Annotated in this window: 13 protein-coding genes and 1 riboswitch; of the genes, 7 read left to right on the top strand and 6 right to left on the bottom strand. The window is 73.7% G+C overall.

Annotated features, from left to right (window positions below; all coding sequences use genetic code 11):
- Positions 1 to 152 precede the first annotated feature (152 nt).
- Both R4Z62_RS08135 and R4Z62_RS08140 read right to left on the bottom strand, forming a co-directional pair.
- Complete coding sequence (locus R4Z62_RS08135; protein ID WP_018567455.1) at positions 153 to 518, bottom strand: Rv2175c family DNA-binding protein; 366 nt, start codon at positions 516 to 518, stop codon at positions 153 to 155.
- Between the two features lie 100 nt (positions 519 to 618).
- Positions 619 to 1,899: an NAD(P)/FAD-dependent oxidoreductase gene (locus R4Z62_RS08140; protein WP_491519433.1), complete on the bottom strand. Its 1,281-nt coding sequence runs from the start codon at positions 1,897 to 1,899 to the stop codon at positions 619 to 621.
- Positions 1,900 to 2,048: 149 nt separating this feature from the next.
- Positions 2,049 to 2,160, top strand: a riboswitch (TPP riboswitch).
- On the opposite strand from R4Z62_RS08140, the gene thiO reads away from it, so the two are divergent.
- The 5 genes from thiO (at position 2,158) to R4Z62_RS08165 (ending at position 7,453) form a co-directional block, all read left to right on the top strand.
- Positions 2,158 to 3,321, top strand: a complete 1,164-nt coding sequence (thiO, locus tag R4Z62_RS08145) for a glycine oxidase ThiO (RefSeq protein ID WP_064532583.1) — start codon at positions 2,158 to 2,160, stop codon at positions 3,319 to 3,321. (Overlaps the previous riboswitch by 3 nt.)
- Positions 3,322 to 3,353: 32 nt before the next feature.
- Positions 3,354 to 3,554, top strand: a complete 201-nt coding sequence (thiS, locus tag R4Z62_RS08150; protein WP_064537313.1) for a sulfur carrier protein ThiS — start codon at positions 3,354 to 3,356, stop codon at positions 3,552 to 3,554.
- 4 nt (positions 3,555 to 3,558) lie between these two features.
- Positions 3,559 to 4,353 (top strand): thiazole synthase, encoded by a 795-nt coding sequence (locus R4Z62_RS08155; RefSeq protein WP_064532585.1) that lies wholly within the window; start codon positions 3,559 to 3,561, stop codon positions 4,351 to 4,353.
- A gap of 124 nt (positions 4,354 to 4,477) precedes the next feature.
- Positions 4,478 to 6,427 (top strand): Stk1 family PASTA domain-containing Ser/Thr kinase, encoded by a 1,950-nt coding sequence (gene pknB / locus R4Z62_RS08160; RefSeq protein WP_491519434.1) that lies wholly within the window; start codon positions 4,478 to 4,480, stop codon positions 6,425 to 6,427.
- A gap of 102 nt (positions 6,428 to 6,529) precedes the next feature.
- A complete protein-coding gene (locus R4Z62_RS08165) occupies positions 6,530 to 7,453 on the top strand; it encodes a deoxyribonuclease IV (RefSeq protein ID WP_491519435.1) in 924 nt (307 codons plus the stop codon).
- A gap of 28 nt (positions 7,454 to 7,481) precedes the next feature.
- Here the strand turns inward: R4Z62_RS08165 and R4Z62_RS08170 are convergent, their stop codons facing one another.
- Entirely contained in the window at positions 7,482 to 8,138 is a 657-nt protein-coding gene (locus R4Z62_RS08170; RefSeq protein ID WP_064532590.1) for a sulfite oxidase-like oxidoreductase, read from the bottom strand.
- Between the two features lie 163 nt (positions 8,139 to 8,301).
- Here R4Z62_RS08170 and bfr point away from each other — a divergent pair, with 163 nt between their 5' ends.
- On the top strand, positions 8,302 to 8,820 hold the full coding sequence (gene bfr, locus R4Z62_RS08175) for a bacterioferritin (RefSeq protein ID WP_381743719.1): 519 nt from the start codon (positions 8,302 to 8,304) through the stop codon (positions 8,818 to 8,820).
- Positions 8,821 to 8,847: 27 nt separating this feature from the next.
- Here bfr and R4Z62_RS08180 read toward each other — a convergent pair whose 3' ends face one another.
- From R4Z62_RS08180 to R4Z62_RS08190, 3 genes are all read right to left on the bottom strand, one after another.
- Positions 8,848 to 9,111: a (2Fe-2S)-binding protein gene (locus tag R4Z62_RS08180; RefSeq protein ID WP_491519436.1), complete on the bottom strand. Its 264-nt coding sequence runs from the start codon at positions 9,109 to 9,111 to the stop codon at positions 8,848 to 8,850.
- A gap of 159 nt (positions 9,112 to 9,270) precedes the next feature.
- Positions 9,271 to 10,623, bottom strand: a complete 1,353-nt coding sequence (locus R4Z62_RS08185) for a class II 3-deoxy-7-phosphoheptulonate synthase (protein ID WP_389466870.1) — start codon at positions 10,621 to 10,623, stop codon at positions 9,271 to 9,273.
- 97 nt (positions 10,624 to 10,720) lie between these two features.
- Complete coding sequence (locus tag R4Z62_RS08190) at positions 10,721 to 12,103, bottom strand: glycoside hydrolase domain-containing protein (RefSeq protein WP_491519437.1); 1,383 nt, start codon at positions 12,101 to 12,103, stop codon at positions 10,721 to 10,723.
- Between the two features lie 77 nt (positions 12,104 to 12,180).
- Here R4Z62_RS08190 and R4Z62_RS08195 point away from each other — a divergent pair, with 77 nt between their 5' ends.
- Complete coding sequence (locus R4Z62_RS08195; protein ID WP_107440782.1) at positions 12,181 to 12,243, top strand: trp operon leader peptide; 63 nt, start codon at positions 12,181 to 12,183, stop codon at positions 12,241 to 12,243.
- Positions 12,244 to 12,352: the final 109 nt, after the last annotated feature.

A 12,352-nucleotide genomic window follows, 5' to 3' on the forward strand; every position in this document is an offset into this window, starting at 1 on the left:
TACCTGTGCGTGCGTACGTGCTGGTGTTCCGGTCGCCGTGCGGGCCGGAGGGAGGCACGGGGCGCGCGCGGCGCGCACGCCCCGTCCGCGTCCGCCGTCCGGCGCGGCTACGCCCCGCACGGCTCGGTGGGCCGGTCGTCCCGGCCTCGGGCTCAGACGGCCAGCGCCTGGGCGCGGCGCTTCACCTCCGTGCCGCGGTTCTCACTGAGGGCCTGCGCGGGGGTGCCGGGCAGGCTGGGGTCGGGGGTGAAGAGCCACTCGATCATCTCTTCGGCCGTGAAGCCGTCGTCCCGCAGCAGGGTCAGGGTCCCGGTCAGGCCCTTGACGACCTTGTCCCCGTCGATGAAGGCGGCGGGGACGTGCAGCGCGCGGTTCTCACCCCGGCGTACGGCGATGAGCTGGCCCTCCTTCACCAGCTGCCGCACACGCGTCACCTCGACGCCGAGCATCTCGGCGATGTCGGGGAGGGTGAGCCAGGCGGGGACGAGCCCATCGGTCTTCGCGTCAATCTCGGTCACAGAACCAAGCGTGCCATCTGCCACTGACACGCGGAAGCCGACCCCGTCCACCCGGGCGGCGCGGCCGGGCACCGCGCCCTGGGACCTCCCCTGGCTATAGCTAGCCGACGGCCGTCTTCAGCGGCCGCGCCGGGTCCGCCAGCAGCTCGGGGTCCATCGGCGCGCCTCCCTCGATCAGCCGTCTGCCCTGGGCGAGATCCCGCGGCCGGCCGACCGCCAACAGGGCGACCAGCCGCCCCTGGCGCAGCCAGCAGACCGTCCACGCCGGACCGGACGGCTCGCCGCGCCAGACCATGGCGTCGGCCGCGGTGTGGTGCCCGGCGTACTGCACGAACCGGCCGAACTGCTCGGACCAGAAGTACGGCACCGGGTCGTAGGCCGCGGGGGTCAGGCCGATCACGTCGGCGGCGACGGTGCGCGGCCCCTGGAGCGCGTTGTCCCAGTGGTGGACCAGCAGGCGTTCGCCGTAGCGGCGCGAGGGGAAGGAGGCGCAGTCGCCGACCGCGTACACGTCCGGGGCGCTGGTGCGCAGATGGTCGTCGGCGAGCACCTCGCCCCACTCGCCCAGGGCGATGCCGGAACCGGCCAGCCAGGCGGTGGCGGGGCGGGCGCCGATGCCGACGACCACGGCACCGGCGGGCAGCCGCTCGCCGTCGTCGAGGACGACCGCTCCGGGCTCGACGGCCGCCACGCGCGCGTGGGTGCGCAGCACGGCGCCGCTGTCGGCGTACCAGGCGGTCATGGGCGCGGCCACCTCGGCGGGCAGGACGCCCGCCAGCGGCCGGCCGGCGGCCTCCACGACCGTCACGGCGCAGCCCGCCTCGCGCGCGGCGGTGGCGAACTCGGCGCCGATCCAGCCCGCGCCGACCACCACGACGTCGTGCTGTCCGGCGAGGACCGGGCGCAGCCGTTCGGCGTCGTCCAGGGTGCGCAGCAGGTGCACACCGGGGACGTCCTCGGTGCCGGGCAGCCGCACCGGTTCGGCGCCGGTGGCCAGGACGAGCACGTCGTACGGGACGGGCCCCGCGGAGGTGTCGAGCACATGGACGTCGGTGTGTACGGCCAGGGCCTCGCAGCCCAGGCGCAGCTCGACGCCGAGGGCCTCGAAGTCGACGTCGAAGGCGGAGCCCTCCGCCTTGCCGAGCAGGACGGCCTTGGACAGCGGCGGCCGGTCGTAGGGCTGGTGGGGTTCGGCGCCGATCAGGGTGACCGTGCCGGTGAAGCCCTGTTCACGCAGGGCGACCGCGGTCTGCACGCCGGCCATGCCCGCGCCGACGACGACCACGCGCCGCGGCTGCGGCGCGCCCTGCCGGGCCCGCCCGTGCTCCTGCTCCCGCGCCTGCGCCTGCGCCTGTCCCGGTTCCGGTGTCTGCTCGCTCACCCGATCACCATAGTCACCTGACAAGGCGTCAGGCAGGGGGCCGGTCCGGGCGCGGGTACCGGTCCGGTCCGGGCCCCGGTCCGCGGGGAGGCGGCGCACCGGAGGCTCCCTTACAGAGGCGCTGCTCGTGGGGCTAGGCTGGCGACCGTACAAGCACTCGCGGGAGCCCGGACGCACCGGGCTGAGAGGGAGGCTGGCGGCCTCCGACCGTACGAACCTGATCCGGGTCATGCCGGCGAAGGGAGGGGCTGGACGCCCATGTCGTCGCCACGTACGTCAGACGTCCTCGTCGTCGGGGGCGGAATCATCGGGCTCGTGACCGCCTGGCGGGCGGCCCTGCGCGGGCTGTCCACGGCCGTGGTGGATCCCGAGCCGGGCGGCGGGGCCGCGCAGGTGGCGGCCGGGATGCTGGCCGCCGTCACGGAGCTGCACTACGGCGAGGAGACGCTGCTCGGCCTGAACCTGGCCTCGGCCCGCCGCTATCCGGACTTCGCGGCCGAGCTGACCGAGGCCACCGGGCACGACCTCGGCTACCGCCGCTGCGGCACGCTCGCCGTCGCGCTGGACACCGACGACCGCGCCCACCTGCGGGACCTGCACGCCCTGCAACTGCGCTGCGGGCTGGAGGCGGAGTGGCTGTCCGGGCGGGACTGCCGCCGTCTGGAGCCGATGCTCGCGCCGGGTGTGCGCGGCGGTCTGCGGGTGGACGGCGACCACCAGATCGACCCGCGCCGTCTGTCCGCCGCCCTGGTGGCCGCCTGCGAGCGCGCCGGGGTGGTCTTCCACCGCGACCGGGCCGAGCGGCTCACCCTCGCCCGGGGCCGGGCCGCGGGGTGCGTCCTGCGCGACGGCACGGCGCTCGGCGCCGAGCAGGTGGTGCTGGCCGCCGGCAGCCTCAGCGGACGCCTGGCGGGGGTCCCGGACGAGGTGCTGCCGCCGGTGCGCCCGGTCAAGGGGCAGGTGCTGCGGCTGACCGTGCCGAAGCGGTACGCGCCGTTCCTGAGCCGCACCGTGCGCGCCGTGGTGCGCGGCGGCCACGTCTACCTGGTGCCGCGCCTGAACGGCGAGCTGGTCGTCGGCGCCACCAGCGAGGAGCTGGGCTGGGACACGACGGTGACCGCGGGCGGCGTCTACGAGCTGCTGCGCGACGCGCACGAGCTGGTGCCCGGGATCACCGAGCTGCCGCTGACCGAGACCCGCGCCGGACTGCGCCCCGGTTCCCCGGACAACGCGCCGCTGCTCGGCCCGACCGGTCTGGACGGGCTGCTGCTGGCCACCGGGCACCACCGCAACGGCGTGCTGCTCACCCCGGTCACCGGCGACGTCATGGCGCACGCCCTGACCACCGGCGCGCTGCCGGACGAGGCCCGTCCCTTCACCCCGCGGCGGTTCGCCGCCGCCCGCACGGAGCAGCCCGTATGAACACCTCCGCACCCCCGCCCCCGCCCCCGCTCCTGTCCGTCTCCGTCAACGGCGAGCCGCGCGAGATCGCGCCCGGCACGGCCCTGGACGCCGTCGTGCGCGCCGTGACGGCTGCGCCCTCCGGGGTGGCCGCCGCCGTCAACGAGACCGTCGTCCCGCGCACCCAGTGGCCCGCCACCGCGCTGTCCGAGGGCGACCGCGTCGAGATCCTCACCGCCGTCCAAGGAGGCTGACCCCATGGCCGACGACCCCTTCCTCCTGGGAGGCACGTCCTACACCTCCCGGCTGATCATGGGCACCGGCGGTGCGCCCAGCCTGGACGTGCTGGAACGGTCCCTGGTGGCCTCCGGCACCGAGCTGACCACGGTCGCGATGCGCCGGGTGGACCCCTCGTCGCACGGTTCGGTGCTGTCCGTGCTGGACCGGCTCGGCATCCGGGTGCTGCCCAACACGGCGGGCTGCTTCACGGCGGGCGAGGCGGTGCTGACCGCCCGCCTGGCCCGCGAGGCGCTCGGCACCGACCTGGTCAAGCTGGAGGTCATCGCCGACGAGCGCACCCTGCTGCCGGACCCGATCGAGCTGCTGGACGCGGCGGAGACGCTGGTCGACGACGGCTTCACGGTGCTGCCGTACACCAATGACGACCCGGTGCTCGCCCGCAAGCTCCAGGACGTGGGCTGTGCCGCGGTCATGCCGCTGGGCTCGCCGATCGGCTCCGGCCTCGGCATCCGCAATCCGCACAACTTCGAGCTGATCGTGGAGCACGCGCGCGTGCCGGTGATCCTGGACGCGGGCGCCGGTACGGCCTCCGACGTGGCGCTGGCCATGGAGCTGGGCTGCGACGCCGTGATGCTCGCCTCGGCGGTGACGCGGGCGCAGGAGCCGGCGGTGATGGCGGAGGCGATGCGGCACGCGGTGACGGCCGGCCGGCTGGCCCGGCTGGCGGGCCGCATCCCCAAGCGCCACTTCGCGCGGGCGTCGTCCCCGGAGCAGGGCCTGGCCGCCCTGGACCCGGAACGGCCCGCGTTCTAGGTCCCGTCACAGGGTCCCGTCACAGGCCCCGCGCGCGTGGGAAGCGTCACAGCTCGGTCGCAGTCCCGGCGCCGGGGCCCGCGGGGCGGTGAGGGTGTCGGTGGCGGCTCGTAGACTCACGTGCGTGGATACGACCCTTCAGGACCCTCTCGTCGGGCAGGTGCTCGACGGCCGGTATCGCGTCGACGCGCGGATCGCCGTCGGCGGGATGGCCACGGTCTACCGGGCCCTGGACACCCGTCTGGACCGCGTGCTCGCGCTCAAGGTGATGCACCCGGCGCTCGCGGTCGACGGTTCCTTCGTGGAGCGGTTCATCCGGGAGGCCAAGTCGGTGGCCCGCCTGGACCACCCGAACGTGGTGCAGGTCTTCGACCAGGGCACCGACGGGTCGTACGTCTACCTCGCCATGGAGTACGTCGCCGGGTGCACGCTGCGTGACGTGCTGCGCGAGCGCGGGGCGCTCCAGCCGCGGGCCGCGCTGGACATCCTGGAGCCGGTGCTCGCGGCGCTCGGCGCGGCGCACCGCGCCGGGTTCGTGCACCGCGACATGAAGCCGGAGAACGTGCTGATAGGGGACGACGGCCGGGTCAAGGTCGCCGACTTCGGGCTGGTCCGCGCGGTGGACTCGGTCACCAGCACCACCGGCGCCGTCCTGGGCACCGTCTCCTACCTGGCCCCCGAGCAGATAGAGCAGGGCACCGCCGATCCCCGCGTCGACGTGTACGCGTGCGGTGTGGTGCTCTACGAGATGCTGACCGGCGGCAAGCCCCACCAGGGCGACAGCCCGGCCCAGGTGCTGTACCAGCATCTGCACGAGGACGTGCCGGCCCCGTCCGCAGCGGTGCCCGGCCTGCCGTACGCGCTGGACGAGCTGGTCGCCGCGGCCACCGCGCGCACCGCCGGCGTCCGGCCGCACGACGCGGTGGCGCTGCTGGCGCGGGTCCGCGAGGCCCGCGCCGCGCTCTCCGCGCAGCAGCTCGACGCCCTGCCGCCGCAGGCCCGCACCGCGGAGCACGACAACGGCGAGGACCGTACGAGCGTGATCCCGCGCGCGCTGACGGTGCCGCGTCCGCTGCCGGTGAACGAGGACACGCCGGACCCGGCCGGTGCGGGCGGCGGGGACCCGCTGCACCGCACCAGCCGCTTCGAGGCGTCCGCGGCCCTGGCGCCCCGGCGGTCCGTCCGGCGGCCGAAGCGGATGGTGCTGACCGTGGTCGCCGCCGTCCTGCTGCTCCTCGGTGTCGGCGGCGGCGTCTGGTACATCAACTCCGGCCAGTTCACGAAGGTGCCGCCGCTGCTGGCGAAGACCGAGGCACAGGCCAGGAAGCGGCTCGACGCGGCCGGTCTGGACGTCAAGGACGTCAAGCACGCCTACAGCGACACCGTGAAGCGCGGCACCGTCATCAGCACCGACCCGGCGGCGGGCGCCCGGATCCGCAGCAACGACGCGGTGACGCTCACCGTCTCCGACGGCCCGGAGACCGTGAAGGTGCCGGATCTGAAGGGCCGCACGCTGGACGCGGCCCAGCGCCTGCTGAAGAAGGCCGGTCTGGAGCCGGGCATGGTGCGCCGCGCGTTCAGCGAGGACGTCGCGAAGGGCTCGGTGACCGGCACGGACCCCGCCTCGGGCACCGAGCGGCACGCGGGCTCGGCGATCGCGCTCACCGTCAGCAGGGGCAGCCCGGTCGACGTGCCGGACGTCGCGGGAGACGACCTGGACCAGGCGAGGTCCGAGCTGGAGGAGGCGGGCCTGAAGGTGACGGTCGCCTCCGAGCAGGTCAACTCCGAGCACGACAAGGGGCAGGTCGCCCGGCAGAGCCCGGCGGCCGGCGGCCAGGCGGCCGAGGGCGACACGGTCACGCTGACCCTGTCCAAGGGCCCGGAGATGATCGAGGTCCCGGATGTGACGGGCGACAGCGTCGACGATGCGCACAAGGCGCTGGAGGACGCCGGTTTCAAGGTCTCCGAGGACCGCGGGCTGCTCGGCCTGTTCGGCGACACCGTCAAGAAGCAGTCGGTGGCGGGCGGCGGGCAGGCGCCGAAGGGCTCGACGATAAAGATCACCATCAGGTGATCCCGCCGGGGTGCCCGCAGGGCACGGCAGGAGCGGGCGGAGGAGACGGGGATCACCTCGGCCGGCGTCCGGTGGCCCCGGCCCGCATGACACCCTGAACAGGTGAGCAGCCAGCAGTCCCCCGCCCCCTCCCCGTCCGCCGCGGCCCCGGTCCCGGCCCTGTCCGGCGCCGCGCGCAATCCGGTCGGCGGTCATGTCCCCGTGGCCGGCGGGCTGCACTCCGTGGGCCTGTCCTACGCCCGTGAGCTGGGGGCCGAGACCGTGCAGGTCTTCGTCGCCAATCCGCGCGGCTGGGCCACGCCCACCGGCGCCCCGCGCCAGGACGAGGCGTTCCGCGCGGCCTGCGCCGAGCAGTCGGTCCCGGCCTATGTGCACGCCCCGTATCTGATCAACTTCGGCTCGCACACCGAGGCGACCGTGGAGCGCTCCGTCACCTCGCTGCGGCACTCGCTGCGGCGCGCCCGGCAGATCGGCGCGCTCGGCGTCGTCGTGCACACCGGCAGCGCGACCGGCGGCCGGGACCGGGCGGTGGCGCTGAAGCAGGTACGGGAGCACATGCTGCCGCTGCTGGACGAGCTGACCCACGACGACGACCCGTGTCTGCTCCTGGAGTCGACCGCCGGACAGGGCGCGTCGCTGTGCTCGCGCACCTGGGACTTCGGGCCGTACTTCGAGGCGCTGGACGCCCATCCGATGCTGGGCGTCTGCCTGGACACCTGCCACATCTTCGCCGCGGGCCACGACCTGACCGGCCCGGACGGCATGCGCCAGACCCTGGACCTGCTGGTGGACACGGTCGGCGAGGGCCGGCTGAAACTGATCCACGCCAACGACTCCAAGGACGTGGTGGGAGCCCACAAGGACCGGCACGAGAACATCGGCTCCGGCCATATCGGCGAGGACCCCTTCCGGGCCCTGATGGCGCATCCCGCCACCGCGGGTGTGCCGCTGGTGATCGAGACGCCCGGCGGCAAGGAGGGGCACGCGGCGGACGTGGCCCGGCTGAAGCGGCTCAGGGACGGCTGAGCCGGTCAGGGACGGCTGAGCCGGAGCCTCACAGCCCGGGGCCGTCCCCGGGCTCCTCCTGGTAGGAGTAGCGCTGCTCCTGCCAGGGGTCGCCGATGTTGTGGTAGCCGCGCTCCTCCCAGAAGCCCCGGCGGTCGGCGGTCATGTATTCCACCCCGCGGACCCATTTGGGGCCCTTCCAGGCGTACAGGTGGGGGACGACCAGGCGCAGCGGGAAGCCGTGCTCGGCGGTGAGCAGTTCGCCGTCCTTGTGGGTGGCGAAGAGGGTCCGGTCCGCGGCGAAGTCCGTCAGGCGCAGGTTGGAGCTGAAGCCGTACTCGGCCCAGACCATGACATGGGTGACGTCGGGCGCGGGCGGGGCGATGTCCAGGACCGTGCGCGCGGGGATGCCGCCCCACTCGGCGCCGAGCATGCTGAACTTGGTGACGCAGTGCAGGTCGGCGACCACGGTGGTGTACGGCAGCGCCGTGAACTCCTCATGGGTCCAGCAGTGCTTCTCGCCGTCGGCGGTGGCGCCGAAGACCCTGAATTCCCAGCGCTCGGGCCGGAACCTGGGCACCGGACCGTAGTGGGTGACCGGCCAGCCCCGCTGGAGCCGCTGGCCCGGCGGAAGCTCCGGCTGTGCCGCTGCTCCCTGCGCTGCTCCCGACGCCTCCCCGGACGCGCGTTCCACCGGCTGACCCATGCCTCCATCCTGACAGACGGGGCGGGGTGCGCGGGACCAGCCCTGGACCAATTCGGGCAACTCATACTAAGTGTGCACTTACTGGACTGACGTGGAGGCCGATGGAATCATGCGGCGCTATCGGCCCGTGACGGCCCGTACCAGCACAGAAGGAGTGCCCCGCATGCAAGGCGACCCCGAGGTCATCGAACTGCTCAACGAGCAGCTCACCGCCGAGCTGACCGCGATCAACCAGTACTTCCTGCACGCCAAGCTCCAGGATCACAAGGGGTGGTCGAAGCTCGCCGAGTACACCCGGGCCGAGTCCTTCGACGAGATGCGGCACGCGGAGATCCTCACCGACCGCATCCTGCTGCTGGACGGCCTGCCGAACTACCAGCGGCTCTTCCATGTGTCGGTCGGGCAGACGGTGACCGAGATGTTCCGGGCCGACCGGCAGATCGAGGTCGAGGCCATCGACCGGCTGCGCCGCGGCGTGGAGGTCATGCGCGACAAGGGCGACATCACGTCGGCCAATGTCTTCGAGGCGATCCTCGCCGACGAGGAGCACCACATCGACTACCTGGACACCCAGCTGGAGCTGGTCGACAAGCTGGGCGAGGCGCTGTACCTCTCGACCGTGATCGAGCAGAGCCAGCCGGACTCCTCGGGCCCCGGCACCAGCGGGTTCTCCACCCACTGAGGCACCCGGCCCCGGCCGGACGGACCCCTACGCGGCGTCGCCCAGTTCCCTGCGGGCGGCGCCCGCGTCGTCCCCGGCGGTGAGCCGCGCGAACGCCGGGGCGCGCCGCTCGATCAGCTCGCGCCGCGGGCAGGCGCCCCGGCCGAGCAGGGCCTGGATGCGGCGGACGCAGCCGCCGCAGTCGGTGCCCGCCTTGCAGGCCGAGGCGATCTGGCGGGGGGTGCAGGCACCGCTCTCCGCGTGCTGCTGGACCTGCTGCTCGGTGATGCCGAAGCAACTGCAGACGTACACGCGCGGCTCACCTCCCGCCGGGATCGATCAGTGGTGCCGCCCCGACTTCTCGGTGAGGCAAACCTAACCTTACCCGTCGTACCGGACGCGAGAAAGAGAGGGGGGCGCGGACCGTGTGTGATCCGCGCCCCACTCACCGGCCGGTGCCCGGCCGACGGCTCACTGGTCCCGGTACATCTCCGCGACCAGGAAGGCCAGGTCCAGCGACTGGCTGCGGTTGAGCCGCGGGTCGCAGGCCGTCTCGTAGCGCTGGTGGAGGTCGTCGACGAAGATCTCGTCGCCGCCGCCCACGCACTCGGTGACGTCGTCGCCGGTCAGCTCCACATGGATGCCGCCCGGGTGGGTGCCCAGCTCCTTGTGCACCTCGAAGAAGCCCTTGACCTCGTCGAGCACGTCGTCGAAACGGCGGGTCTTGTGCCCGGAGGCCGCCTCGAAGGTGTTGCCGTGCATCGGGTCGGTCACCCAGGCCACGGTCGCGCCCGAGGCGGTGACCTTCTCCACCAGCTCGGGCAGCTTGTCGCGGACCTTGTCGGCGCCCATGCGCACGATGAAGGTCAGCCGGCCCGGCTCGCGGTCCGGGTCCAGGCGCTCGATGTACTGCAACGCCTCCTCGGCCGTGGTGGTCGGGCCGAGCTTGATGCCGATCGGGTTGCGGATCCTGGAGGCGAACTCGATGTGCGCGTGGTCGAGCTGCCGGGTGCGCTCCCCGATCCAGACCATGTGCCCGGAGACGTCGTAGAGCTGGCCGGTGCGCGAGTCGGTGCGGGTGAGCGCCGACTCGTAGTCGAGCAGCAGCGCCTCGTGGGAGGAGTAGAACTCGACCGTCTGGAACTCGGCCGGGTCGGTGCCGCAGGCCCGCATGAAGTTCAGCGCGTTGTCGATCTCGCGGGCGAGCTGCTCGTAGCGCTGGCCGGACGGGGAGGACTTCACGAAGTCCTGGTTCCAGGCGTGCACCTGGCGCAGGTCGGCGTAGCCGCCGGTGGTGAAGGCGCGCACCAGGTTCAGCGTGGAGGACGAGGCGTGGTACATCCGCTTCAGCCGCTCCGGGTCCGGGATCCGGGCGGCCTCGGTGAACTCGAAGCCGTTGACGGAGTCGCCACGGTAGGTCGGCAGGGTGACCCCGTCGCGGGTCTCGGTCGGCTTGGAACGCGGCTTGGAATACTGCCCCGCGATCCGCCCGACCTTGACCACCGGCACCGAGGCGGCGTAGGTGAGCACGGCGCCCATCTGGAGCAGGGTCTTGAGCTTGGCCCTGATGTCGTCGGCGGACACCGCGTCGAACGACTCCGCGCAGTCGCCGCCCTGGAGGAGGAACGCCTCTCCCCTGGCGACGGCCGCCATCCGGGCGCGCAGCTGGTCACACTCGCCCGCGAAGACGAGCGGTGGATACGACTCGAGGTCCGCGATCACTGCGCGCAGAGCCTCGGTGTCGGGGTACTCGGGCTGCTGCGCCGCGGGCAGGTCTCGCCAGGTGTTGCCAGCACTCGTGCTGGTCTTAGCGTTCACGGTCACACCACAAACCCTAAGGGGTCACTGAGCGGGTCCCTTCATCTGCTCATCAAGTGAGACGGACACCGCTTGTTTGCGGACACTTCCGGAACCGCCCCCGTCAGGTGCCCGCGCCGACGTCCAGCTGGTCCCGGTCGACGCTGATCCGCGTGCCCCCGTACGTCTCGGCGCGGTCGCCCGCGTACTGGTGGACGCGCCGGCCCTGGCTCCACAGACCGGCCGGGAGGGCGGCGTCGGTGGTGACGGCCTCGTCGTTCCAGCGCGCGAAGTGGATCACGTCCGGCAGGGTGGTCCGCGCCGCGTTGCCGACCAGGTCGGCGACGAGCGAGGAGACGCTGCCGTACGCGCCCGAGCGGTAGCCCAGCTCGTGCAGCCGCAGGGTCCACGCCTCCAGATAGCCGAGCACCCGCGCGGTGAGGGCCGCGCCGGGCGTGTACTGCTCCAGGTCGTTGTAGAGCACCGCGCCGGGACCGAGGCCGAGGGCGCCCGCCTGGACCACCGCGTCCTCGGCGGCGGCCCGGCCCTGGGGCGCCGGGTCGGTGATGGCGGCGCAGTCGTCCGCACAGCTCCCGGCACCGGCGGAGGGCTGCGGGCCGACGTAGAGCGGGAGCAGGCGCCAGCCGCTGGTGTACTGCGTCCGCACCCAGGTGTCGGTGAGGTTCGGCTGGGCGCAGGCGCGGTTGACGCCGCCGATGTAGACGCCGACGGCGCCGTAGGGCGAGGCGGCCCGCCAGGCGTCCATGGCCTTCTGGCCCGGCGCGGCACAGGTGTCGAAGCCCCGGCCGCGGTACACGGTGGCGTCGGCGGGCAGCGCCGGGACGGACTGCGCGCTGCCGTCCCCCGTCCCGGTGCGGGCCGCCGAAACCGTCCCGGTGCGCGCCGCCGGTACCGGGAGTCCCGCGCTGCGCAGCACCTCCTCGACCACCGCGCGGTCCTCGCGGTAGGGGGCGGTGACGGCGATCCCCTCGGCCGACGCCGTGGCGTGGAAGAGGCGGGCGGTGCGGTTCTCGGTGACGGCGGCCCGTTCGGCGGTGGCGGGCCGCACCCACAGGGACTCGGTGCGGCCGGTGGCGCGGGCCGGGCAGTCCTGCTGCTCGCCCGGGGTGCCCAGGTAGACGGCGTGCCGGTCGAAGCGGACGCAGGCCGCCGGGTCGGCGGTGAGGTCGACGACCTGCCAGTCGGCGGGGACGGTGAAGGTGTGGCCGCGGTAGGCGACGGTCCGGTACGCGGTCGGCGGCACGCTCCGGGGCGCGGCCGGGGGCGCGGTCCGGGACGCGGCCGGGGACGCGTCGGTGCGGGACGCAGCCGGGGACGCGTCGGGGAGGGCGGCGGGCGGCCGGCCGGCGGCCAGGGCCGCGCAGAGCGCCGGTGCGGCCAGCGCGGCCAGTGCTCTGAGGGGGCGCGCGGCGCGGCGGCGCGGGCGTGGCGTGGCGATGGTGTGCTCCTGGTGCCGGGCGGGTGGGGACGCCCGCCCTCCTTCCACCGGCCGGGCCCGGCGGAAACCGGGTGTGGTGCGTCCGGGCGATCCGGCGGCCCGCGCGGATGGGATAAGGTGCGGGCATGTCCGCGCACTCGACCCAGATCCAGAACTGGTGGTGGACCGCTTCTCCGGCGGCCCGCTGACTGCGCGTATCCCAGACTTCGCGAAGGCCGCCCGAGGGGCGGCCTTCGGCGTTCGCGGAGCCCGGCCGTTCCTCCCCGACATCGACGCACCACCGAGGGAAGAGGAACC

It is taken from the genome of Streptomyces sp. PL-25 (assembly GCF_058344915.1).